General features: G+C 63.1%; 19 protein-coding genes. 10 read left to right on the plus strand and 9 right to left on the minus strand.

Translation table 11 applies throughout. The annotated features are described in order from the left end of the window. Nucleotides 1-119 precede the first annotated feature (119 nt). Together paaG and ACRTG1_RS13615 are read right to left on the minus strand one after the other, a co-directional pair. Complete coding sequence (paaG, locus tag ACRTG1_RS13610) at nt 120-917, minus strand: 2-(1,2-epoxy-1,2-dihydrophenyl)acetyl-CoA isomerase PaaG (RefSeq protein WP_206546572.1); 798 nt, start codon at nt 915-917, stop codon at nt 120-122. Nucleotides 918-1,062: 145 nt separating this feature from the next. Then, nucleotides 1,063-2,223 carry an Mrp/NBP35 family ATP-binding protein gene (locus tag ACRTG1_RS13615; protein ID WP_432516407.1) on the minus strand — a complete coding sequence of 387 codons (1,161 nt, stop codon included), beginning with the start codon at nt 2,221-2,223 and terminating at the stop codon, nt 1,063-1,065. A gap of 173 nt (nt 2,224-2,396) precedes the next feature. On the opposite strand from ACRTG1_RS13615, the gene ACRTG1_RS13620 reads away from it, so the two are divergent. The 6 genes from ACRTG1_RS13620 to ACRTG1_RS13645 all read left to right on the plus strand — a co-directional run bounded on the left by ACRTG1_RS13620 (nt 2,397) and on the right by ACRTG1_RS13645 (nt 9,411). Next, nucleotides 2,397-3,296, plus strand: coding sequence for a LysR family transcriptional regulator (locus ACRTG1_RS13620; RefSeq protein WP_113153777.1), 900 nt, complete (start codon nt 2,397-2,399; stop codon nt 3,294-3,296). Between the two features lie 95 nt (nt 3,297-3,391). Next, nucleotides 3,392-3,865: a formate dehydrogenase subunit gamma gene (locus ACRTG1_RS13625; RefSeq protein ID WP_113153776.1), complete on the plus strand. Its 474-nt coding sequence runs from the start codon at nt 3,392-3,394 to the stop codon at nt 3,863-3,865. Continuing rightward, complete coding sequence (locus tag ACRTG1_RS13630; RefSeq protein ID WP_432516408.1) at nt 3,862-5,418, plus strand: formate dehydrogenase beta subunit; 1,557 nt, start codon at nt 3,862-3,864, stop codon at nt 5,416-5,418. Before ACRTG1_RS13625 ends, ACRTG1_RS13630 begins: the two co-directional genes overlap by 4 nt. A gap of 10 nt (nt 5,419-5,428) precedes the next feature. Next, nucleotides 5,429-8,332 (plus strand): formate dehydrogenase subunit alpha, encoded by a 2,904-nt coding sequence (fdhF, locus tag ACRTG1_RS13635; RefSeq protein WP_297563751.1) that lies wholly within the window; start codon nt 5,429-5,431, stop codon nt 8,330-8,332. Nucleotides 8,333-8,348: 16 nt separating this feature from the next. Continuing rightward, complete coding sequence (gene fdhD, locus ACRTG1_RS13640) at nt 8,349-9,176, plus strand: formate dehydrogenase accessory sulfurtransferase FdhD (protein ID WP_432516409.1); 828 nt, start codon at nt 8,349-8,351, stop codon at nt 9,174-9,176. Further along, nucleotides 9,166-9,411, plus strand: coding sequence for a formate dehydrogenase subunit delta (locus ACRTG1_RS13645; RefSeq protein ID WP_113153772.1), 246 nt, complete (start codon nt 9,166-9,168; stop codon nt 9,409-9,411). Before fdhD ends, ACRTG1_RS13645 begins: the two co-directional genes overlap by 11 nt. Nucleotides 9,412-9,469: 58 nt before the next feature. On the opposite strand, the gene ACRTG1_RS13650 is transcribed toward ACRTG1_RS13645, so the two are convergent. The 4 genes from ACRTG1_RS13650 to ACRTG1_RS13665 all read right to left on the minus strand — a co-directional run bounded on the left by ACRTG1_RS13650 (nt 9,470) and on the right by ACRTG1_RS13665 (nt 15,296). Further along, nucleotides 9,470-11,848, minus strand: a complete 2,379-nt coding sequence (locus tag ACRTG1_RS13650) for a S8 family serine peptidase (protein ID WP_432516410.1) — start codon at nt 11,846-11,848, stop codon at nt 9,470-9,472. A gap of 181 nt (nt 11,849-12,029) precedes the next feature. Further along, nucleotides 12,030-13,070: a dihydroorotase gene (gene pyrC, locus ACRTG1_RS13655; protein WP_206995771.1), complete on the minus strand. Its 1,041-nt coding sequence runs from the start codon at nt 13,068-13,070 to the stop codon at nt 12,030-12,032. A gap of 130 nt (nt 13,071-13,200) precedes the next feature. Further along, complete coding sequence (locus ACRTG1_RS13660; RefSeq protein ID WP_432516411.1) at nt 13,201-14,691, minus strand: flavin-containing monooxygenase; 1,491 nt, start codon at nt 14,689-14,691, stop codon at nt 13,201-13,203. Between the two features lie 152 nt (nt 14,692-14,843). After that, on the minus strand, nt 14,844-15,296 hold the full coding sequence (locus tag ACRTG1_RS13665; RefSeq protein ID WP_113153768.1) for a cupin domain-containing protein: 453 nt from the start codon (nt 15,294-15,296) through the stop codon (nt 14,844-14,846). Nucleotides 15,297-15,494: 198 nt separating this feature from the next. Here ACRTG1_RS13665 and ACRTG1_RS13670 point away from each other — a divergent pair, with 198 nt between their 5' ends. Next, the gene (locus ACRTG1_RS13670) at nt 15,495-16,451 is read left to right on the plus strand and encodes an AraC family transcriptional regulator (RefSeq protein WP_432516412.1); all 957 of its coding nucleotides are present in this window, start codon (nt 15,495-15,497) and stop codon (nt 16,449-16,451) included. A 13-nt stretch (nt 16,452-16,464) separates the two neighbouring features. Here ACRTG1_RS13670 and ACRTG1_RS13675 read toward each other — a convergent pair whose 3' ends face one another. After that, nucleotides 16,465-17,316, minus strand: coding sequence for a MurR/RpiR family transcriptional regulator (locus tag ACRTG1_RS13675; protein ID WP_206546564.1), 852 nt, complete (start codon nt 17,314-17,316; stop codon nt 16,465-16,467). Nucleotides 17,317-17,523: 207 nt separating this feature from the next. Here ACRTG1_RS13675 and murA point away from each other — a divergent pair, with 207 nt between their 5' ends. Continuing rightward, entirely contained in the window at nt 17,524-18,780 is a 1,257-nt protein-coding gene (gene murA, locus ACRTG1_RS13680; protein WP_432516413.1) for a UDP-N-acetylglucosamine 1-carboxyvinyltransferase, read from the plus strand. Beyond that, on the plus strand, nt 18,777-19,676 hold the full coding sequence (locus ACRTG1_RS13685) for an N-acetylglucosamine kinase (RefSeq protein ID WP_206553364.1): 900 nt from the start codon (nt 18,777-18,779) through the stop codon (nt 19,674-19,676). Before murA ends, ACRTG1_RS13685 begins: the two co-directional genes overlap by 4 nt. Before the next feature lie 255 nt (nt 19,677-19,931). Here ACRTG1_RS13685 and ACRTG1_RS13690 read toward each other — a convergent pair whose 3' ends face one another. Together ACRTG1_RS13690 and ACRTG1_RS13695 are read right to left on the minus strand one after the other, a co-directional pair. Beyond that, nucleotides 19,932-21,707, minus strand: coding sequence for a long-chain-fatty-acid--CoA ligase (locus ACRTG1_RS13690; RefSeq protein WP_210346649.1), 1,776 nt, complete (start codon nt 21,705-21,707; stop codon nt 19,932-19,934). A 155-nt stretch (nt 21,708-21,862) separates the two neighbouring features. Further along, entirely contained in the window at nt 21,863-22,414 is a 552-nt protein-coding gene (locus tag ACRTG1_RS13695) for a DUF924 family protein (RefSeq protein ID WP_206549129.1), read from the minus strand. Nucleotides 22,415-22,642: 228 nt separating this feature from the next. Here ACRTG1_RS13695 and ACRTG1_RS13700 point away from each other — a divergent pair, with 228 nt between their 5' ends. Continuing rightward, on the plus strand, nt 22,643-24,238 hold the full coding sequence (locus tag ACRTG1_RS13700; RefSeq protein ID WP_206546559.1) for an ABC transporter substrate-binding protein: 1,596 nt from the start codon (nt 22,643-22,645) through the stop codon (nt 24,236-24,238). Nucleotides 24,239-24,273: the final 35 nt, after the last annotated feature.

Raw genomic sequence — 24,273 nt, forward strand, 5'->3', positions numbered from 1 at the left:
TTTCCTGATCGAGCGGGTCGTTGTTTCAGTGAAACGCTGCCCGCTCTTTCTCTTTTGCACCTGAATACGCAAGGGCGCATGAATAAATGTCAGGCGCGGGCAACTGACTGCAAGATGCCCTAACCCTTGAACACGGGCTTGCGCTTTTCGAGGAACGCCGCGACGCCTTCGCGGTAATCGTCCGAGCGGCCGGCCTCGCGCTGCAGTTCGCGCTCCAGCTCCAGCTGCGCGTCGAGAGAGCTTCCCGGCGCGGCGTGGATCGCTTTCTTGATCAGGCCATAGGCCTGCGTCGGACCGTGCGCCAGCTTGGTCACCAGCGCTTCGGCCTCTTCCATCAGGGCTTCGTCTTCCACGGCACGCCAGATCAGGCCCCAGTTCGCAGCATCTTCCGCCGAGAGCGGCTCGCCCGTCAGCGCCAGCGCCTTGGCGCGCGGCTCGCCCAGAATGCGCGTCAGGAACCATGTGCCGCCGGAGTCCGGCACCAGAGCGATTTTCGCGAATGCCTGGATGAACTTCGCCGATTTCGCCGCCAGCACGATGTCGCATGCCAGCGCGATGTTCGCGCCGGCGCCGGCCGCAACGCCGTTCACCGCACAGACGATGGGCTTGTTCATGCCGCGCAGCTTGCGCACCAGCGGATTATAGAAATTTTCGATCGTATAGCCGAGGTCCGGCTTGCTTTCCATCTTGGCCGGATCGCGATCGCCCAGATCCTGCCCGGCGCAGAAGCCGCGCCCCGCGCCCGTCAGAAGCACCGCACGGCAGCCCTCATCCGCAGAACAGGCTTCCAGCGCGTCCCGCAGCGCCACATGCTGCGCTTCGTTGAAAGCGTTGAGCTTTTCCGGCCGGTTCAGCGTGATCCGATGCCAGCCATCAAGGCGCTCATGGAGAATGGTTTCGTTGTTTTCGACGCTCATGCTTCAACCTCCAGAGCAAATGGCACGCGATTGGCAGAGCGTCCCGCGCACGCCCGAACGGGCGTGCGGTGCTCCCTGATGGCGATTACGTTACACAGGCGACCGCTTTGTTCAATCGCCCGTAACGCATTATTCCCCTAACGCATTAATCGAAGACGATGGCCGGGGCCTCGTCCGCCGCGCTCTGCATGGCCGCCGCCAGCTGCGTCTGCACCTTAGCGGCGATGTCCCTGTAGACCTTCGCCTGCGCGCCCTCCGGGTTCGACGCCACAACCGGCGTTCCCGCATCCGAGGTTTCGCGCACATCCATCGTCAGCGGCACTTCGCCAAGGAACGGAACGCCAAGCCGCTCCGCCTCGTCCTTCGCGCCGCCATGGCCGAAGATGTCGTAGCGTGCGCCCGTATCGGGGGCGAGGAAGTAGCTCATGTTCTCGACGATGCCGAGCAGCGGCACATCCACCTTGCGGAACATGTTCAGCCCCTTGCGCGCGTCGATCAGCGCCAGGTCCTGCGGCGTCGAGACGATTACCGCGCCGGCCAGCGGCACCTGCTGCGCCATGGTCAGCTGTGCGTCGCCCGTGCCGGGCGGCATGTCGACCACCAGCACGTCCAGTTCGCCCCAGGCCACGTCGCGCAGCATCTGCCGCAGCGCCGAAACGACCATCGGGCCGCGCCAGATCATCGGCGTGTCTTCCTCGACGAGGAACCCCATGGACATGACCTTCACGCCGAACGCCTCCATCGGCTTCAGCGTCTTGCCATCGGCGGTTTCCGGCTTTCCCGTGAGGCCGAGCAGACGCGGCATGGAAGGCCCGTAAATATCCGCATCGAGAATGCCGACCCTGAGCCCGAGCGTCTTCAGCCCCAGCGCCAGGTTGACGGCGGTGGTGGATTTGCCGACACCGCCCTTGCCGCTGGCCACGGCGACGATGGCCTTGATGCCCGGCACATCCTGCTTGGCCGGCTGCTGACCGGCCTGCGCTGCGGGGCCACCCGGCATCGGACGCTGGGGGGCCGGTTTCGGACGCGGCGGTGGTGTGGCGCCCATGCCGCCGCCCTGCTTCTCGGCTGTCAGCGCCACCACGGCGCCCTTGACGCCCGGCAGCGACTTCACGGCGTTCTCCGCCGCCTGCCGCAGAGGCTCCAGTTCCTGGGCGCGGCTCGATGGCACGGTGATCGAGAAGAACACCTTGCCGTCTGCGATGAAAATCTCCGAGACGAGCCCGAGCGAAACAATGTCGCCCTCCAGATTCGGCCCTTTCACGGACTTTAAGCGGTCGATGACGGTCTGTCTGTCGAGAGTCATGTGCACGTGCCTTTGCTTTTTCTCCCAGATAAAGCAGATGGGTTCGATGGCCAAGAGAGGCAAATCGACCGCCCCCGTAATGCAGCATTGCCAAACCGCCCCGTCACGCTCTGCAAGATGGGCGCTCTGCAAGATGGATTGCCCGCAGCGCGGCTGCGCTGTAGCGTCGGCGCATGATCGACAAGCTGGAATTCTTCATCGCGCTCGCCAGGGAGCAGCATTTCGGGCGGGCGGCAACGGAGCTCGGCGTCACGCAGCCAACGCTCTCAGCCGCCATCAAGCAGCTGGAAGACCAGCTCGGCGTCATGCTGGTTCAGCGCGGATCACGCTTTCAGGGCCTCACGCCCGAAGGCCAACGCGTGCTGGAATGGGCGCGTCGCATCGTTGGCGACACGCGCACCATGCGCGCCGAGATGAAGGCTGCGCGGCGCGGTCTTGCCGGCCATGTGCGCATCGCGGCGATCCCCACCGCGCTCGCCATGCTGCCCGAACTCACCACGCCCTTTCGCGACAAACACCCCGAGGTGACCTTCTCGATCATCTCGCGCACCTCGCTGGAAGTTCTCTCGCTTCTGGAGAATTTCGAGATCGACATCGGCATCACCTATCTCGACAATGAGCCGCTCGGCCACGTCGCTGCCGTACCGCTCTACTCCGAGCGCTACCAGCTCATCACCGCCGCAAAGAGCCGGATGTCCGACCGCGAGAGCGTGACCTGGAAAGAGGTGGCCGACCTGCCACTTTGCCTTTTGACGCCGGACATGCAGAACCGCCGGATCATCAACAAACACCTGGAAGAAGTGGGGGCGACGGCCCACCCCACGCTCGAATCGAACTCGATGATCGTGCTGTTCTCCCATATCCGCACCGGGAAATGGGCCTCGATCATGCCGCTCAACCTGGCCGAAGTTCTCGGCTTCTCCGAGCCGATCCGCGCCATTCCCATCGTCGAGCCCGACGCCAGCCACCTGGTCGGTCTGGTCGCCGTCAAGCGTGAACCGCACACGCCGCTCGTCTCCGCCCTGCTCTATGAAGCGGGCCTTCTGGCCGAGCGATACGGCGAGCATCGATAGAAATTTTCTATCGTCTGACGGATATGCTATATTGATCCTTCACACGGGATTTGTTTCTCCTCCAGAACGAGCATCGTTAGGGAGGGCGCTGCGAGATGCAGCAAGCACGTACCGAAATCACTTCCGCCGTCGAGGTCATTATCGACCGCTGGAAGAACGAAGAGGGCCCGTTACTCCCCATTCTCAATGGGATTCAGCGGGAACTCGGCCATGTGCCGCGTGAAAGCCTGCCCATCATCGCCGAGGCCCTCAACCTGACACGCGCCGAAGTTTATGGCGTCGTATCGTTTTATCACGACTACCGCGAGAAGCCGGCAGGCCGTCACGTGCTGAAACTGTGCCGGGCCGAAGCCTGCCAGTCGATGGGCGGCGATGCGGTGGCCGAGAAGCTGCAGAAGCTGCTCGGCATCAAGTTTCATGAGACCTCCGCCGATGGCGCGGTGACGCTGGAGCCTGTCTATTGCCTCGGTCTGTGCGCCTGTGCGCCCTCCGCCATGCTCGACGGCGAGGTGATTGGCCGGCTGGATGAGGCGCGGGCCGAGGAAATCGCAGCAGAGGTGCGAGCATGACCATCAACATCTACATTCCGCGCGATGCCGGCGCGCTGGCGCTGGGCGCCGAAAAGGTCGCTGCCGCCGCGCGTGAAGAGATCGAAAAACGCGGTCTCGACGCGAAGATCGTCCGCAATGGCTCGCGCGGCATGTTCTGGCTTGAGCCCATGGTCGAGGTGGAAACCGCCGAAGGCCGCGTGGCCTATGGTCCGGTGAAGCCCGGCGATGTGGCGGGCCTGTTCGACGCCGGCCTGATCGAAGGCGGCGCGCATGACCTCGCCCTCGGCAAGCCCGAGGACATTCCCTTCCTTGCAAAGCAGACCCGCCTGACCTTCGCCCGCTGCGGCATCATCGATCCGGTCTCGCTTGAGGACTACGAAAAGCATGGCGGCCTCCGTGGCCTGCGCAACGCGCTTGAAAAAACGCCGCTCGGCATCGTCGAGGAAGTCACCGAATCCGGCCTGCGCGGCCGTGGCGGCGCGGGCTTCCCGACCGGCATCAAGTGGAAGACGGTGCACGACACCGACGGCCCGCAGAAATACATCGTCTGCAACGCCGACGAAGGCGATTCAGGCACCTTCTCCGACCGCATGATCATGGAAGGCGATCCCTTCGTGCTCATCGAGGGCATGACGATTGCCGGCATCGCGACGGGCGCGACCAGGGGCTATGTCTACCTGCGTTCGGAATATCCCAATGTTCACCGCATCCTGAACGAGGCCATCGACGCCGCCCGCGCCGCCGGCATGCTCGGCAAAAGCGTGCTCGGCTCGAAATACGCCTTCGACATGGAAGTGCGCGTGGGCGCCGGCGCTTATGTCTGCGGTGAGGAAACGGCGCTGCTCGACAGTCTGGAAGGCAAGCGCGGCCAGGTCCGCGCCAAGCCGCCGCTGCCGGCGCATGAAGGCCTCTTTGGCAAGCCGACCGTCATCAACAATGTGATCTCGCTCGCCTCCGTGCCGATCATTCTCGACAAGGGCGGGGCCTATTACCGCGATTTCGGCATGGGTCGTTCGCGCGGCACCATTCCGATCCAGATCACCGGCAATGTGAAGCATGGCGGATTGTTCGAGGCAGCCTTCGGCATGACGCTCGGCGAGCTGGTGGACGATATCGGCGGCGGCACCGCCACCGGCCGTCCCGTGCGCGCCGTGCAGGTGGGCGGTCCGCTCGGCGCTTACTGGCCGCGCGACCTGTTCGACACGCCCTTCGACTACGAGGCGTTCGCCGCCAAGGATGGCCTCATCGGCCATGCCGGCATCGTGGTCTTCGACGATACGGTCGACCTTCTGAAGCAGGCGCGCTTCGCCATGGAGTTCTGCGCCGTGGAAAGCTGCGGCAAGTGCACGCCCTGCCGCATCGGCTCGACGCGCGGTGTCGAAGTGCTCGACCGGCTGAAGCAGGGCATCGCGCCCGAAGAGCAGATCGAGACCGTGACCGATCTCTGCAACACGATGAAGTTCGGATCGCTGTGCGCACTGGGTGGCTTCACGCCCTACCCTGTCATGAGCGCACTGACCCATTTCCCGGAAGATTTCCGCCCCGCGCCCGTGCGCGAAGCAGCGGAATAGGAGGAAACCCATGTGCGGAACTCAAGAACGTGGAACCGACAAGCGTTTCGTAGAAGAAATCGACTACGGCACACCCGCTGTACGCTCTGAAAAGACGGTAACGCTGACCATCGACGGCCAGTCTGTCACCGTTCCGGAAGGCACCTCGATCATGCGCGCCGCGCGCGAGGCCGGCATTGCCGTGCCCAAGCTGTGCGCCAACGACATGGTCAAGAGCTTCGGCTCCTGCCGTCTCTGCCTCGTCGAGATCGAGGGCAAGGGCGGCACGCCGGCATCGTGCACCACCCCGGCCATGGACGGCATTGCCGTCAACACGCAGACCGACCGCCTCAACACCATCCGCCGCGGCGTGATGGAACTCTACATGTCCGACCATCCGGAAGACTGCCCGGCCTGCGCCATGGGCAATTGCGAGATGGCCAACATGGCCGAGAGCGTCGGCCTGAAGCAGAACCGCTATGGCGATGAAGGGGCAAATCACCTCGAACCCTCGCCGATCGGCGAGCATGGGGTGAACTTCAAGGAACTGGACGTTTCCAACCCCTATTTCGCTTACGATCCGTCCAAGTGCATCGTCTGCTCGCTGTGCGTTCGCGCCTGTGAGGAGCAGCAGGGCACCTTCGCCCTGACAGTGGAAGGCCGTGGCTTCGAAAGCCGCATCACCGCCGGCATGGACGAGCCCTTCCTCCAGTCGGAATGCGTTTCCTGTGGCGCCTGCGTGCAGGCCTGCCCCACCGGCGCGCTTCAGGAAAAGTCCATCATCGAGATGGGCATGCCCGATCATTCCGCCGTCACCACCTGCGCCTATTGCGGCGTTGGCTGCTCGTTCAAGGCAGAGATGAAGGGCGAGGAAGTCGTCCGCATGGTGCCCTACAAGGATGGCAAGGCCAATCGCGGCCACTCCTGCGTGAAGGGCCGCTTCGCCTATGGCTACGCCACCCACAAGGACCGCATCCTCAACCCGATGATCCGCGAAAAGATCACCGACCCGTGGCGCGAAGTGTCCTGGGAAGAGGTCTACGCCCATATCGGCAGCGAGATCGGCCGCATCCAGGAAAAATACGGCAGGGCTGCCGTCGGCGGCATCACCTCGTCGCGCTGCACCAATGAAGAGACCTATCTCGTTCAGAAACTGGTGCGCCAGGGTTTCGGCAACAACAATGTCGACACCTGCGCCCGCGTCTGCCACTCGCCCACCGGCTATGGTCTGAAAACCACCTTCGGCACCTCTGCCGGCACGCAGGATTTCGATTCGGTCGAGCATTCCGACGTGGTTCTGGTCATCGGCGCAAACCCGACCGACGGCCACCCCGTGTTCGGCTCGCGCCTGAAGAAGCGCCTGCGCGAGGGCGCAAAGCTGATCGTCATCGACCCGCGCCGCATCGAGCTGGTGCGCACGCCCCATGTGGAGGCGAGCTACCATCTGCCGCTGAAGCCCGGCACCAACGTCGCCGTGCTGACCGCGCTTGCCCATGTGATCGTCTCCGAAGGCCTCTTCAACGAAGCGTTCATCCGCGAGCGCTGCGACTGGGACGAGTTCCAGGACTGGGCGAGCTTCGTTCTCCAGCCGGAAAACAGCCCGGAAGCCATCGAAAAGATGTCCGGCGTTTCGGCGGAGCTGATCCGCGGCGCGGCGCGTCTTTACGCCACCGGCGGCAATGGCGCGATCTATTACGGCCTCGGCGTCACCGAGCACAGCCAGGGCTCCACCACCGTTATGGCCATCGCCAACCTCGCCATGGCCACGGGCAATATCGGCCGGCCGGGCGTGGGCGTGAACCCGCTGCGCGGTCAAAACAACGTGCAGGGCTCCTGCGACATGGGCTCGTTCCCGCACGAGATGCCGGGCTACCGCCACATCTCCGAGGATGCGACCCGCGCGATCTATGAGAGCCTGTGGGGCGTGAAGCTCGACAATGAGCCGGGCCTGCGCATTCCCAACATGCTCGACGCCGCCGTCGAAGGCACCTTCAAGGCGCTTTACGTGCAGGGCGAAGACATTCTCCAGTCCGATCCCAATACGCATCATGTGGCGGCCGGTCTGGAAGCGATGGAATGCGTCATCGTTCACGATCTCTTCCTGAACGAGACCGCCAACTACGCCCACATATTCCTGCCGGGTTCGACCTTCCTTGAGAAGGACGGCACCTTCACCAATGCCGAACGCCGCATCAACCGCGTCCGCAAGGTGATGGAGCCCAAGAACGGCTATGCCGACTGGGAGGTCACGCAGGACATGGCCCGTGCGCTGGGTCAGGACTGGAACTACACGCACCCTTCCGAGATCATGGCCGAAATCGCGGCCACAACGCCAAGCTTCGCAGGCGTGACCTATGAGCTTCTGGAAAAGGAAGGCTCGGTCCAGTGGCCGTGCAACGAGAAGGCCCCCACCGGCACGCCCGTCATGCATATCGACGGCTTCGTGCGCGGCAAGGGCAAGTTCGTGCGCACCGCCTATGTGGCCACCGACGAGAAGGTCGGTCCGCGCTTCCCGCTGCTGCTCACCACCGGCCGCATCCTCTCGCAATACAATGTCGGCGCACAGACGCGCCGCACGGAGAATGTCGTCTGGCATGAGGAGGATCTGCTTGAGATCCATCCCTTCGACGCCGAGACCCGTGGCGTTCGCGAGGGCGACTGGGTGAAGCTCAAGAGCCGCTCCGGCGAGACCAGCCTGCGCGCCACCATCACCGAGCGCGTTGCGCCGGGTGTCGTCTACACCACCTTCCACCACCCGGCCACGCAGGCCAATGTGGTGACGACCGAGTATTCCGACTGGGCCACCAACTGCCCCGAATACAAGGTCACGGCGGTGCAGGTTGCCCCGTCCAACGGTCCGTCCGAGTGGCAGGAAGACTACGAGGAGCACGCGCGCCAGAGCCGTCGCATCGTGCATGTGGAGGCGGCGGAATAACCCCGCCGGTTCCAGCATGAGCAGCGGTGTTCCAGCCACAGCCCGCGTTACCAGAACGGCCCGCCGAACCGGCGGGACGAAGGTCAGCGCGCGCACGGTGCCCGAGGAAACGCCCGTGGCGCTTTCCTATGGCGGCACAACCCATGCCGTGATGATGGCGACACCGGCGGACCTCGAAGACTTCGCCCTGGGCTTCAGTGTTACGGAAGGCATCGTCGCCAGCGCCGACGAGATCGACACGATCACGGTTCAGGAGCTGGGTGCGGGCATCGACCTGCAGATCCGCCTGCGCGACACCGCCAACAGGCGCTTCGAGGCGCGGCGCAGGCGTCTTGCCGGCCCGGTCGGCTGCGGCCTGTGCGGCATTGAAAGCATCGAGGAAGCGATGCGCAGCGTGCCGGAGGTTTCCGCATCGCCGCGCTTCACCGCCGCCGATCTCACCGGGGCAGTCAGTGAGCTTCACAAGTTTCAGGAGCTGCATCACGCCACCGGCGCGGTGCATGCCGCCGGCTTCTATCTTGCCGGCAAGGGCATCGTGGCCGTTCGCGAGGATGTGGGCCGGCACAATGCGCTCGACAAGCTGGCGGGCGCACTGGTGGAGGCCGGCATCGATGGCGCAACCGGCGCGGTCGTCGTTACCTCTCGCGTCTCCGTCGAGATGGTGCAGAAAACGGCGGCCATCGGCGCGCCGCTCATCGCCGCCGTCTCCGCGCCGACAGCACTTGCCATCCGCACGGCGGAAACCGCCGGCATGACCCTGGTCGCCCTCGTGCGGGGCGAGGAGTTCGACATTTTCACCCATCCGGAACGCGTGACAATTGGAGCGACCAGACATGTCGCATGACGATAAGTTCAAATCCGGCGACGAGCGCCTGGTCTACATGGCCAACCAGATCGCCACCTTCTTCACCTCCCAGCCAAAGGAAGAGCAGGTCGCGGGCGTGGCCGACCACATCAACAAGTTCTGGGAGCCGCGCATGCGCACGCACCTGTTCCAGATCATCGAGCAGGGCGGAATGGGCCTGTCGCCCATGGTCATGGAAGCCTCCGGGCAGATCAACCGCCCGAAGGCGGCCTGAGTCATCAATGGAGCCTCGGATCAATCCGAAAACCGGATTCCACTTTTCGGTCCGATGCTCAAAACGACTTCCTTAAATTGATCGATACATCCGTCACCGCGCTCTCCGGCGCGGTGATGAAGAGATCCGCATTGGCGTTGAGGCTCAAGTCGAAGTTCCGCGCTGTGCGATGCGTATAGGAAAAACCGAAGCGCGCGGGCAGATCGCCGCTCGCCAGGTTCACATCCACGGTTTCATAGGTGATCAGCCCTTCTTTTGTGCGCGCCACCGGCACGCGCAGCGTGGTGTGGCCCGCCAGCGGGTTGGGTTTCATGCCCGCATAGAACCTTGCGCGGTCGCCCGCCTGCAAAAGCCCGGTCTTGTCCAGCATCAGGCCGCCGCTTGCATAGGTGAGTGCGCCGTAATCGATCAGCGCCTCCTCTCCTTCCTGCGCATGAGCCAGACCCACCTCGCCATAACCCGAGAAGGACCAGCCCCCGCCGAGCCGCGCCGTCAGCGTTGCCCCGGCGGAGAACCGGCCGCTGCTTTCAGCCAGGGCGAACGGGCTTGACGTCGACATGCCAAAAAGCCGGCCGCGCCCGTGCCCGCCCGAAAGCGTGACCTCGCTCGTCATGATCCCACGCCTTGTCAAACGCGACAGCGCGAACTGAACCGCCTCGCTTTCATTCCGCTCCACCATACCGCCTGCAAATTGCAGGTAGTCCCCCGCCCCCAGCGGCATCAGGCGGGAGAGAACCAGCCCGTCCTGTGTCTCGGTGAAGCCGTGTGAAAAGAACAGTTTGGCCGATGCGGTGCTGTGCAGGCTCTGCCACTCGGATGAGGGCAGGTTTGCAAAGGCAAAGGCGAAATCCAGCTTTTCCTGCTGCGCGGCGAGCCTCTGCGCCACACCGATGCCCGATGGCGCATGCATCCTGTTTGCCGGCGCGAGCGCCCTGCCATCGAGATAAAAATCTCCGCCCAGCGCATCAAGCGCCATGATTCGCCTGCCCGAAAGCGCCTTGGAAACCGCGTTGCCGACAATCGGCGGCGCGCTTGTGGCAGCTGCTGAAAGCGGCGTCTGCGGCCCCTCGCCCACCCTTGCGCCCGAGGCGATGGAGAGCCCCCCCACCGGCGAAAGCGCCGCCTTCATGTCCGGCACGCCGTGGCCGTAAAGATGCGAATAGGCGCGGCGGACACCCGGCGCAAAATTCTGATGCCCGGCGATCGAATTCTGAAAACCGTCCCAGTCGCGCTGCGCCGTGGCGAGCAGGCGCGTGGTCCACTCCCCCGGCGAAAGGGTCGGAAACGCCTGCGCGAGAAGCGCTATCTCTCCCGCCACCTGCGGGGCGGCGTAAGATGTTCCCGTGCCAAGCTGGTAACTCCCGTCACCGACATCTGTCGCGACACGCAGCGTCCCGTCGGCAATGACGCAATAGCGCGCCGCCATACCACATGGCGCTGAAAGGAGATCTGCGTCGAGAATGTCTCCCGTCTTCCCGTCGACGGAGAAGAGCGCATTGCCCACGGCGATCCACGCCTCGGCGAGTTCGGGAACGAACTCGGGCAGGGCAGCCCAGGCTGTTGCGTTATGCAAAGTCCGGTCGTTGGAGTTCGTGAAAACCAGAACACCGCCTTTCTGGAACGCGTCATAGGCTGCAAACAGCGTACGCCATGTCTGCGGGTCGTCGCCCTGCCGGTCAGCGAGGTGTCGCGCATAATCCGTGGTTCCCGAGGCCCCGAAATCCCGCGCTTCCGCATCGGCCTGCTTCTCCGTTTGCCAACCCCAGGAATTGTTTTGCGCCACAGCCCCGTGCCTGGCTGCATCGCGGATCGCGGCGACCATATGCGCCATGGCGTCATCGTCCGACACATCTTCCCAGGAAGAGATATGAAGACGTGCATCGGGCGCCACCCCCATCGCACCGACACCATCGGCGGCCCCTGCTGCAATTGCGGCGACCGCCGTGCCATGGCTGTCACGCCCTATCGTGCGGCCCGGCGCGGTGTAGCGGATGACATCCTTGCCCGCGAGTTCTCGATGCGACAGGCGATATCCATTGTCGAAAATGGCAATCGTCTGGCCATGGCCCGTCAGGGGCCTGCCGCTCCAGTCGGTGGCCGTATGGGCGAAATGGATGTTCTGCAAGGCATAGGCGGACGTGCCCGCACAATCGGGATTGGCAGACTGAGAACACAATCGCGGCTGGCCGAACTGGCCGCGAATATGGTTCTCCTCACCTTCGCCAGGGTCGGAACGTCTGAACTCCGGCGTCTCCCGGTATTGCGCTGCCGCCACCGGGTCGAACGCGGGATAACCGCCCGTATAGACCGGTGGCTCGGGCTGTTCGGGCGGTTCGGGCTGCTGAACACTGCTCGCCTTTTCCCCGTCTCCACCACCGCAGGCGGTGAGAAAAAGGCTGAGCCAGACTGTCAGAAAGAAACGGCAGTAACGGCCCATGAAATGGCGCTCCCTTGTCGAAACCGAATGGCATCAACACGGAAACATCCTTATGCGCAAAGCAAGATGAACTTATGCAGGGTCCTGACCCTAGGCATCCGCCCGCTCATCATGCCGTCAGGCGCATTGTCCCGACGGCGCGAACAGGCAACGGAAAACCGACCGCAACTTCCGGCGCGGCTTACTTCACCACGGCCCAATGGATCGGGAACATCGGATCGAAAACGGTGATCGTCCCATCGGAGCTGTAGACCGAATGCGGGAACTCCACCGGTTCGTCGCGACGCTCGAGCGTGATCGTGTCTTCATTGGCCGGCAGACCGTAATAGGCCGGTCCGTTGAGCGAGGCGAAGGCCTCCAGCCGGTCCAGCGCCCCCTCTTCCTCAAACACATGCGCCAGGCACGACATGGTGTTGATGGAGGTGTAGATGCCAGCGCAGCCACAGGCCGATTCCTTGGCCGGGTCCAGATGCGGGGCCGAATCCGTGCCGAGGAAGAAGCGGCTGTCGCCCGACGTCGCCGCCTTGCGCAGCGCCAGCCGGTGCTCTTCGCGCTTGGCCACGGGCAGACAGTAATAATGCGGGCGAATGCCGCCGGCCAGAATGGCGTTGCGGTTGATGATCAGGTGATGGGTGGTCAGCGATGCCGCGAGGTTTTTCTCTGCACCCTGCACATAGTCGACGCCGTTCTTCGTCGTCACATGCTCCATGATGACCTTGAGCTCGGGCAGACGCGCGCGCAGCGGCTGCAACACGGTTTCGATGAACACGGCCTCACGGTCGAAAATGTCGATGGAAGCATCCGTCACCTCGCCATGCACGCAAAGCGGAAGACCGATTTCGGCCATGCGCTCCAGCACCGGCTGCACCTTCAGAAGATCGCGCACACCGCTCTGCGAATTGGTGGTCGCGCCCGCCGGATAAAGCTTCACCGCCGTAATGTGTCCGTCGCGATAGCCCGCAGCCACATCCTCGGCATCCGTCTGCTCAGTCAGATAGAGTGTCATCAGCGGCGTGAAATCATGGCCTTCCGGCTTGGCCGCCATGATCCGCTCCCGATAGGCGAGCGCGTCTTTCACCGTCACCACCGGCGGCACCAGATTGGGCATGATGATCGCGCGGGCAAAGTCGTCGGAGGAATGCGGCAGCACCGCCTCCAGAACCGCGCCATCGCGCAGATGCAGATGCCAGTCGTCGGGGCGGCGGATGGTGAGAGATTTCACGGAACGGATACTCCTGACAGCAAACGGGGCGCGCATGGAACCTGCGCGCCCCTTTTCAATCGCTCATGCCGCACCGGATTTCAAGGGCGGGCGCAGCGCCGCCAGTCGATGAAGGCGGCGCGGCAAAGCCTCACGCCACCTGATAGTCGGGCGCAGACCGCAGATAGCGCGCATAGGCATCGGCGTCGGGCGGCGAGAGGTTCTCGGCCAGCGGATTCCGCCGCTTCTCACGTGCGCCCATATCGTCGATCAGCTCATCGAAATGCTTGAAGTGATAGGGCGCGACGCAAAGGCCACCATAGATCTTGGCCGCCGGGCGTTCATTGCGTCGCCAGTTCAGCATCATGTCCATATTGGCCCGCATCTCGTCCGGCGTCGGCTGCTTCGCCAGCTGGCCGTCCGCGTAACGCACCAGCCATTCGGAGGCGAGGTCGGCGCACAGCACCGTGCAGAAGGACGAGTTGAAACCGACAAAGCCCAGATCGGGAATGTCCGGATTGGCGATCAGGCGATAAAGCCGGTACTGGCCGTCCGGCTCCACCAGCTTTTCGCGATACTCGGCCGGCAAATAGGGCACGCCCAGTTTCCAGCCCACTGCGAGAATGGCCATGTCGGCCTTGATCCGCTCGCCGCCCGTGAGCCGGATCGCGCCGGGCTCATAGCTTTGAAACGTGCCCTGCACCGCCTTGATGCGCCCGTCCGCCACCATCTCGAAAAAGCCGGGCGTGGCGATGGGCACCGAGCAGTTGACCCCGCCCTCAATCGGCTCTTTCGGCTTCAGCCCGGTCTTGTTCAGCTTGAGCTGCACGGTCAGAAGCGCTTCGAGCGCGCGCCAGTGCGCCCAGACGAATGGACGGGCAACCGCATGGTTGAAACGCGCGAGACCGCTGAGGCTCCAGCCGGGAAACATCTTTTCCTGCGCGCGGATATAGAGGATGCGTTTGAAGTTGATCAGCCCGCCGACGAAGTAGGGAATGCGCCAGACCGATTCCAGATAGACGATGGTGACCGAGGCTGCGCCCGACTTGACCGCACTGACGGCAATGTCCGTGGCGGATTTCGAAAAACCCAGAACGGTGACATTCTTGCCCTTCACCATGGCGGGATCGGTGTATTCGGAGGAATGGATGACCGTTCCGCCCGCTTGCTCGAACTTCTCCTGCCCCGGATGGGTGAGGATGTTCTTCTCGCTGAACTGCCCGGTGCAGATGGCGACGAAATCAAAGCTCTCGCTCACCTTCTCGCCATCGGCGGTTTCCAGATCGAGTTCCCAGCCGGGCTTGCCGTCTGCGCGCCGGCGCATCGAGGAAACGGCGGTGTTGAAGCGGATGAGCGGGCGCAGGCCGTGGTCGTTCGCGTAATCCGAGAGGTAGGAAAACACCTGCGGCCCCTTGGGCCATTCGGGAAAATCCTTCGGCATCGCCTTGTCGGTGTAGCGATACAGATCCTTGGGGCTTTGCGTCTGCACATCCGGGTAGGAGCGTGACGGTTCCCACACCCCGCCCAGTTCGTGACTGCGCTCCAGAACCGTGACCGCGTGGCCGCGTTTCTTGAAGGAGCGGGCTGCGGCGAGCCCGCTGACGCCTGCGCCGATCACGCAGACTTTCTTTCTTGTTGTCATGGCGTTGTTCCTCCCGTCCGGCAAATTCGGGACGAGCATCTCCCCGCGCCGCGTTCCCGCACGTCGCCGAAGATCCGATTGCCGGTTCGATTGTTATCGGGTCTGTGGGCCGGCCCAACCCCGAGCCGGCCAAATGCCTGGAATGAAACGCTCTAGTCGTTTGCTTCCGGCGGCAGGAAGTCCACTTCGTGAAGCGCTGAAACCTTCACCACTTCCTCCGGGTCGGTCATGTTGTGCAGCTTCTCGAACAGGGCTTCGAGCTTCCGCGCCGGCGACACCCAGAAGAGCGCGCGGGCCGGCTTGTCGGACTTGTTGAAATAGCCATGCGGAACGCCGCGCGGCATGCGCACCAGGTCGCCGGCCTTCGCCTTCATCCACTTGCCGTCAAGCTTCAGGTCCAGCTCGCCCTCCTGCACCAGGATGAACTCTTCCTGGGTGGGGTGAACGTGAACGGGCACGAACTGGCCCGGGTCGCTGTTGGTTTCGAATGCGAAGGTGGAATCGCAGGTGGCCTTGGGGAAATAGACCTGGCCCAGAATGTTCCATTCCGTGCCGGCATAGCCCTCGCCATTCGCGGTGACGCCCTTTTCGAGTTCCTTTTCCATGATGTTCCTCCCTTGATCACAGAGGCTCATGGTGCGCCGAGGGAGGGCGAAAGAATATCCGGAAACCGCAGCGAATATCCGAAAAACGAAAAAAAATGACCGCATTTTTCCCGAAAACGAGACGGTTCTTGGCGAAACCGCAGCGCCTGCTAAACTCCGGGAATGGTGATCGCCCGGGAGGAGTGGGGCGGCCACCCGTTGTCCAGCCACGTCCTGTTTCAATCGGACGATTTGGACTGCGCGCGGGAGAAGGTCGCCCGGAAATTCTGCAACCATCGGCTTGAAGTGGTCGGTGGAGGGCAGTTTCGCGCCGCGCATCACCACCAGCCCGGACGCCTCATCTCGCTAAACTACATCAGCTATGGCGCCGATGTGCTGATCGATCCCGGCGCGCTGGAAACCTTCTATCTCATTCAGCTTCCGATCTCCGGCTGCGCCACGATAAAGCACAACCGGCGGGAGTTTCTGACCGATGGCGAAACCGCCTCGCTGCTCAACGCCGACCGCGAAACCACCATGCGCTGGTGGGCGGGATGCGAGCAGGTTCTGGTGCAGATCCACAAGGCCTCGTTCATGGACTTCGCCGAGCAGCTGTGCGAGCGCAGCCTGCCGGGACCACTCGTGTTTGACCCGGTGATCGACTTCACCCGGCCCGAGCTTTCCGCCTGGCGCTATCTGGTCAACGCCATGTTTCGCGCCGCCGATGCGCGCGAGCAAAAGGCCTTCAGCCTGTGCGCCGCCTTCAACGAGCAGCGCATTCTCGAAGCGCTTCTCAGGCTCCAGCCCAACAATCTCTCACCCTTTTTCGACAGGCCGCAGGAGGCAGCGCCCCGCCAGGTGAAACGCGCCGACGACTTCATCAGGGCCAATGCCCACCGCCCGGTCACGCTGACCGAGATTGCCGCCGCCTCCGGCGTTGGCGCGCGGGCGCTGCAGCTTGCCTACAAGCGCGCACACGGCATGTCGCCCATGCATGCGCTGACGCATGAACGGCTGTGCCGTGTGCGGTTCGATCTGGAGAATGCGCAGGGCGACGTGTCGGTGACGGAAACGGCCCTGCGCTGGGGCTTTTCCCATCTCGGACGTTTCGCCGCCGACTACAGAAAAACATTCGGCGAACGCCCCAGCGACACGGCGCGCCGCGCCGCTTACTGACAGCCTGTTTTGCCTACGGCATTTTCAGCGCAGACACCGAAGCCTCACTGTTGTGAACGTAATCGGCCGCGTCCGGCTGGCGTTGCAGGATCAGGATGAACAGGAAATCCATCAGCGTGAGCTGCGCATCGCGCGAAGTGATGGCCGAGGAGCGCACCCGCTCTTCATCGGCCACCGTGTGCAGACGAATGTCGGCGGCGCGCATCAGCGGGTTCTGCTGCAGACCCGTGACGGAAATGACGGTCGCACCACGCGCTTTGGCGAGTTCGGCAATGCGCACGGTCTCGATGCTGGTTCCTGAATAGGAAAGCGCGAACAGCACATCCTCTTCGCGCAGTGTCGAGACATTGGCCATCTGCACATGGCTGTCGCTGTCATGCAGCGCGTTGCGGCCAAGCTTTTGCAGCTTGTAGGAGAAGTCACGCGCCACCAGCGACGAAGCGCCGACGCCGGCAATGTGGATGCGGCGCGCACTGTCGAGCGCATCGAGCGCCCGGACGATCTCCGGCTCGTGATTGGCGGCCAGCGTCTGCTGCATCGACAGAAGCTTGCTGCTGATCAGCTTCTGCGAAATCGTGGCATGGCTGTCGCCCATCTCGATGGTCGAGTGGATCATGCCCGGCGGCACCTGCCATTCCTGCGCCTTGGCCTTGCTGACGGCCAGCTTCAGATCCTGATAGCCGGAAAACCCGAGCTTCTGACTGAATTTCACCACGCTCGACTGGCTGCGGCCCGTCTCTTCGGCAAGGGCTGCCGATGAAAGCCTGAGCACCCGGTCGGGATTGTCGATGATGAACTGCCCGATCTGCCGATCGGCCGGAGCCATCGTCTCAAGCTGCGCGTCGATGATCTTCAGGACGGACATGGCTTCCTTTCGTGGGCGCAGGGCCGGAAATACGGCCGGGCATGAGACTGGGCACGAGACTGGGGCGCGAAACTAGATGAATTTCGCTGCCAGGGGAATCCCGAAGGAATTACGGTATGGAATAATATATTCCCAAGAGGGCTTGATCAAAGGAATTCGCCCGTAGAGACTGGCCCTTCGCCACACGGTGCTACCGGAACAGCAATCATGGACAGACTGAGAATAACAGGCGGAAAGCCTCTTCACGGCACCGTCGCCATTGCCGGGGCAAAAAACGCAGCCCTGCCGCAGATCGCAGCGGCGCTTCTGAGCCCGCACCCGGTTGAGCTTTCAAACCTGCCGCTGGTTTCCGACGTGGAGAACATGCTGTGCGTCGCAGAACTCTACGGCGCGAAGGTGACCCGCAACGCGCATTGCGCCACCATCGACGCCAAAGAGATCGCCGCGCGCGAAGTCTCCTATGAGACCGTGCGCAGGATGCGCGCCACGGTTCTGTTTCTGGGCCCGCTTCTGGCGCGCTTCGGCGTGGCGCGGGTTTCGCTGCCGGGCGGCTGCGCCATCGGCGCGCGGCCCGTGGACATGCATCTGAAGGCGCTTGAAATGCTCGGCGCGGAAATCGGCATGGAGGGCGGCCTGATCGTCGCCCGCGCGAGTGACGGCCTCAAGGGCACGCGCGTGATCCTGAGCTCGCCCTCGGTGGGCGCGACCGAGACCGCCATGATGGCGGCGACCACGGCGCGCGGCGAAACGGAGATCCTGAACGCGGCGCGCGAACCGGAAGTGGCCGACCTCGCCGCCTGCCTGAACGCCATGGGCGCGAAGATCGAGGGAGCGGGAACGCACCGCATCATCATTGAAGGCGACACGGCGTGGCGCGCAGCGGCGCATCACATCATTCCCGACCGCATCGAGGCGGGCACCTATGCGGTGGCTGCGGCCATCACCGGCGGAGCGCTGGAGCTGGTCAATGCACGCATGGAGAACCTCGCTGCCGTGATCCAGGCGCTGGAGGTGATGGGGGTGAATGTGTGGCCAAGCGACCGGGGGCTGGTCGTTTCAAGAAACGCGCCCCTGCGCACGGCGGACCTGACCACCGAACCCTATCCCGGCTTTCCGACCGATCTTCAGGCGCAGTTCATGGCGCTTGCCTGCTGCGCGGAAGGCACGTCGCTGTTCCGCGAAACGATCTTTGAAAACCGCTTCATGCATGTGCCGGAACTGACGCGGCTCGGGGCCGACATCGCGCTTCAGGGCACCACCGCCGTGGTGCGCGGCGGGCGGCCGCTCAAGGGCGCACAGGTGATGGCGACGGATCTGCGCGCCTCGGTCTGCCTTGTGCTGGCGGCGCTGGCAGCCGAAGGGGAAACCGTCATCAACCGCGTCTACCATATCGACCGGGGCTATGAACAACTCGACCGCAAGCTGGCGCAGTGCGGCGCGGATATCGAGCGGTTGCGGGCATGAGTGGATCGCAGGCGCAGGAGCGCTTTTATCTTGGCGTCGATGGCGGCGGCACGGGTTGTCGGGCGCGCATCGAGGATGCACGGGGCGCGGTGCTCGGACAGGGCCTGTCAGGCCCTGCAACCACCCGGCTTGGCGTCGATGAGGCCTGGGCCTCGGTGCGGCGCGCCTTCGAGGCCGCCATTGAGGAAGCGGGTTTTGGCGACGCGCAGACTGCCCGCACATATGCCGGCGTCGGCCTTGCCGGCATGCGCCGCAAGGGCGCGGTTGAAGCCTTTGAGGCGCTGCCGCATCCATTTGCCGGCATCGTTTTCGCCAGCGACAGCGACACGGCCTGTCTGGGTGCGCATTCGGGCCTCGACGGGGCAATCGCGATTGCCGGTACCGGGTCTGTCGGGCTTGGTCTCGTGGAAGGAAGACGGCTGCGCATCGGCGGTTATGGCTTTCCGATTTCCGATGAAGGCAGCGGTGCGGATATGGGTCTCAACGCCGTGCGCGCCGCCCTGCAGGGGCATGACGGGCGCATCCCCAACAGTGCGCTGCTGACGGAACTCATGCGCCGGTTTGACGATGATCCCGCCGAGGTGATCGCGTGGATGGATCGGGCCACCGCCACCGACTACGCCACCTTTGCGCCCATGGTGCTGCGCCACGCGGATCAGGGGGACGCGGCAGCCCGGCGCATCGTGCAGGATGCGGCGGCGCAGATCGACATGCTGGTGCGCACGCTTTTCGATCAGGGCGCACCGCGCGTGACGCTTCTGGGTGGTCTCTCGGGGCCGCTGGAACCCTGGCTCTCGCCCGATGTGCGCCGGCGGCTGAAACCCGCCGATGGCGATGCCGTGGATGGGGCGATCATTCTGGCGCGCCGGGCGGCGGAGGGGCGGACAGCGCTTTAGGCGCATCACGGTTGGGTTGAACCGTACAACCGCGTTGCATCAACGCGGTGCGTGGTTCGACAGGCTCACCATGAGGGAGGACGCTGGCTGCATGCCTGATCCAGGCACCTTGGAAAAGAGGGCACCTAAACACAGTCCCCTTTCCGCAAGGTATGTTCCTCCCTCATGGTGAGCTTGTCGAACCACGCATGACCGAAATCACCGCATGCCGCCCTCAAGAAACGAGGCCCGCGCACCGGGCGCGGGCCATCCTGTTCAGCGCAGTTCCTTGCGCAGGATCTTGCCGACATTGGATTTCGGCAGATCGTCGCGGAACTCGACATATTTCGGACGCTTGTAGCCGGTGAGGTTTTCCTTGCAGAACTTCTTCAGGTCCGCCTCGGTGAGGTTTGCGTCCTTGCGGACAACGAAGAGCTTGGGCACCTCGCCCGAATGCTCGTCCTCGACCCCGACAATGGCCGCTTCCAGAACGCCGGGATGACCGGCGACCACCTCTTCCACCTCATTGGGGAAGACCTTGAAGCCGGACACCACGATCATGTCCTTCTTGCGGTCGACAATGGTGACCTGACCGTCTTCGGCCATGGTGCCCATGTCGCCCGACCGGAAGAAACCGTCCTCCGTCATCACCTTGGCGGTCTCGTCCGGGCGGTTCCAGTAACCGGCCATGACCTGCGGGCCGCGAATGCAGATCTCGCCGACCTTGCCGCCGGGCAGATCCTTGCCGTTGTCATCGCGAATGGTGATGTCGGTCGAGGGAACCGGATAGCCGATCGTTCCGGTGAATTCCTTCGCGTCGAAGCTGTTGACGGTTGCGACCGGAGAGGTTTCCGACAGGCCGTAGCCCTGTGAAATGACACAGCCCGTCAGCTCCTGCCAGCGTTCGGCAACGCCGCGCTGCACCGCCATGCCGCCGCCGAAGGTGACAAGAAGGCTCTTGAAGGGAAGCTTGCGGAAATCCTCATTGTTGAGGAGAGCATTGAACAGCGTGTTGAGGCCGGGGAAAATGTGGAAATCGAAGCTCTGCAATTCCTTCACGAAGGCCGGGATATCACGCGGATTGGGGATCAGCACATTGTTGCCGCCCAGCTTCATGCCCATCAGCGCGTTCACCGTGAGCGCGTAGATGTGATAGAGCGGCAGCGCGCAGATGAGCACCGGCGCTTCCGGCTTCGGCTTGCCGATATAGGCGCTGCGGAACCACAATTCGTTCTGGATCACATTGGCCATGACATTGCTGTGCAGCAGCGTCGCGCCCTTGGAAACGCCCGTCGTGCCGCCCGTATATTGCAGGAACGCATTGTCGGACAGCGTCACATTGACCGGCTTGAAGCCCTTTGATGCGCCGCGCTTCAGCGCATCGTTGAAGGAAACATGCCCCGGCAGCGACCAGGCCGGCACCATCTTCTTCACCCGGCGCACGACCAGATTGACGATGAAGCCCTTGAGCCCCAGAAGATCGCCCATCGAGGCCACGACCACATGCTTGACCGTCGTTCTTGCCGCGACGGCCTGAAGCGTGTGGGCGAAATTCTCAAGGATGACGATGGCCTCGGCCCCGGCGTCGTTGAGCTGATGCTCAAGCTCGCGCGGCGTGTAGAGCGGATTGACGTTGACCACCACGTAACCGGCCCGCAGCACCGCCATCATGGCGACGGGATATTGCAGGACATTGGGCATCATCAGCGCAACGCGCGCGCCGGGCTTCAGTCCAAGCGACTGGAGATAGGCGGCGAAGCGCTCTGACAGCGCATCAAGCGCGCGATAGCTGAGCGCCTTGCCCATGCAGGTGAAGGCCGGACGGTCGCCATGGGCCTTGCAGGCATCGACCAGAAGATCGCCCAGCGACGCGAACGGATAGTCCCCCATCTCGGCGGGAACGCCTTCGGGGTAATGATCGACCCAGGGGCGCGGAAAATCCGCCCCGGTATTTTTTGTCTTTTTGGCCGCCGTTTTGGCGCTTTTGGCGGGCTCCGCCGTGGGGGCGACGGTCTTCTCGCCCTTGGCGGTCGTCTTTGCGCTTTTAGACAACTGTTCCTCCCAGAAAGAAAACCCAGCTATAACGTTTACGTTCACGTAACAAAAAACGCAACGCCAAGCGTTTTTGAAAGGCCAACCGTATTTGAAAGAAAGGGCGGGCGCACGGCTTCACTGCGGCTCTGCCCGGAGCAAGGCGGGGGACGGCATCACTGTCCATAGCCTTCATGCTCTTCGAGAAACGCCAACTCTTCCGGCCCGCTCTCGCGGCCAAGCACCCGGTTTCGATGCGGAAACCGGCCGAAGCGCGCAACGATGTCGCGATGCTCGATGGCGAACTTCAACGCCTCTTCCTGCCCGAGCGAACGGAACAGCATCACCGCGCGTTCCTGATCCGCCAGCACTTCGGAGTGCATGTAGGGCATGTAGAGGAATTGCCGCTCGCGCTCGTTCATTCCATCGTCGAAACCTCTCTCGATGGCGTCGCCTGCCACTTCGATGGCGAGTTCATCCGAGGAGAACGCGCCGGGCTGACGCCGATGGATGTTGCGCGGGAACTGATCGAGTACGATCACGGCGGCCAGAGCGGCCTTTGGATCGGTCTTCACATTTTCAGGCAGCTTCTGCACGAGCTGTTCGTGCAGCGCGCCGAAGCGCTCGCGGATCAGCGCGTCCGTCTCTTCACTGACGGTGAACCAGTCCCTGGGCGTCAGCGTGCCGAACCAGAAGTCCAGAACCTCGTCTTGCCAGTTTTCGCCCATGCGGTTCTCTCCTCGAAATAACGGTATGCTTATGCATATGGTCCTTGCGGGACCTATACTACAATATCTTGGATGGAGATTTGTTGCGCCCATCAAGACCGATTCGACAAAAAGTTGCATTTGCGGCGTGAAAGTGATCGAGGGAGTTCCCTCACCTTTCGATCTTTGCTTATATGCCGGCTTCCAGGGCCTCATAAGCAGGCTCATGCGAGAGTTAGGGAGACCTCAATGAAAACCAAAACGACCTTTGCGGCTGCGCTGCTTGCCGCCACGGTTCTGAGCGGCGCTGCCAGCGCCAAGACGCTTGTCTATTGCTCGGAAGGAAGCCCGGAAGGCTTTGATCCGGCGCTCTACACCGCAGGCACCACGTTCGACGCGTCGTCGAAGCCCGTCTACAACCGTCTCGTGCAGTTCGAGCCGGGTACGACGAAGACTGTTCCGGGCCTTGCAGAGAGCTGGGAAGTTTCCGACGATGGTCTTGAGGTCACCTTCAAGCTTCGCGAAGGCGTCAAGTTCCACACCACGGACTTCTTCACGCCGAGCCGCGACTTCAACGCTGACGACGTGCTGTTCTCCTTCAACCGTCAGTACAGCAAGGACCACCCTTACAACGCCTATGTCGAGGGCGCGTCCTGGGAATACTTCAACGGCATGTCCATGCCGGACCTGATCAAGTCCATCGACAAGGTCGATGACTACACGGTCAAGTTCGTGCTGAACCGCCCGGAAGCACCGTTCATCGCCAACCTGGCCATGGACTTCGCCTCCATCTTCTCGAAAGAATATGCTGACCAGCTCGCAGAAGCCGGCACCATGTCTGACCTGAACCAGAAGCCCGTCGGCACCGGCCCCTTCCAGTTCGTGGCTTACCAGCCCGACGCCGTGATCCGCTACAAGGCGCATCCGGACTACTGGAACGGCAAGCAGCCGATCGACGATCTGGTGTTCGCCATCACCACCGAGGCCTCCGTGCGCCAGCAGAAGCTGATCGCAGGCGAGTGCCACATCACGCCTTACCCGAACCCGGCCGACATCGAGAGCCTGAAGGCAAACGATGCGCTGAAGGTTGACGAGCAGGAAGGCCTGAATGTCGGCTACCTGGCTTACAACACCAAGGTTGCGCCCTTCGACAATGCGAAGGTCCGCAAGGCGCTGAACTCGGCGATCAACAAGGAAGCCATTCTCGACGCCGTGTTCCAGGGCGCCGGTCAGGCAGCCAAGAACCCGATCCCGCCGACAATGTGGTCGTACAACAACGCCGTTGAAGACGACGCCTACGATCCGGAAGCATCGAAGAAGATGCTTGAGGAAGCAGGCGTTACGGATCTCTCCATGAAGATCTGGGCGATGCCCGTTCAGCGTCCGTACAACCCGAACGCACGCCGCATGGCAGAGCTGATCCAGGAAGACTTCTCCAAGGTCGGCGTCAATGTCGAGATCGTCTCCTTCGAATGGGGTGAGTATCTCGAGCGCTCCAAGGAGGAAGACCGCGACGGCGCAGTGCTGCTCGGCTGGACCGGCGACAATGGCGATCCGGACAACTTCCTCGCCGTGCTGCTCGGCTGTGACGGTGTTGGCGGCTCCAACCGCGCCCAGTGGTGCAACGAGGAGTTCGAGGGTCTGATCCAGAAGGCCAAGACGCTTTCCTCGCAGGACGAGCGCGCCAAGCTCTATGAAGAGGCCCAGGTCGTCTTCAAGCGCGAAGCACCCTGGGCAACCATTGCGCACTCCGTGGTTCACATGCCGATGCGCAAGGAAGTCACCGGCTACAAGATGGACCCGCTCGGTGGCCACGCCTTTGAAGGCGTAGACCTCGCCGAGTAGGCCCCACAACAGAGACAGGAACCGGCGGCAGCGCG

It is taken from the genome of Nitratireductor sp. PBL-C9 (genome assembly GCF_050877045.1).
Lineage (GTDB): Bacteria > Pseudomonadota > Alphaproteobacteria > Rhizobiales > Rhizobiaceae > Nitratireductor > Nitratireductor aquimarinus.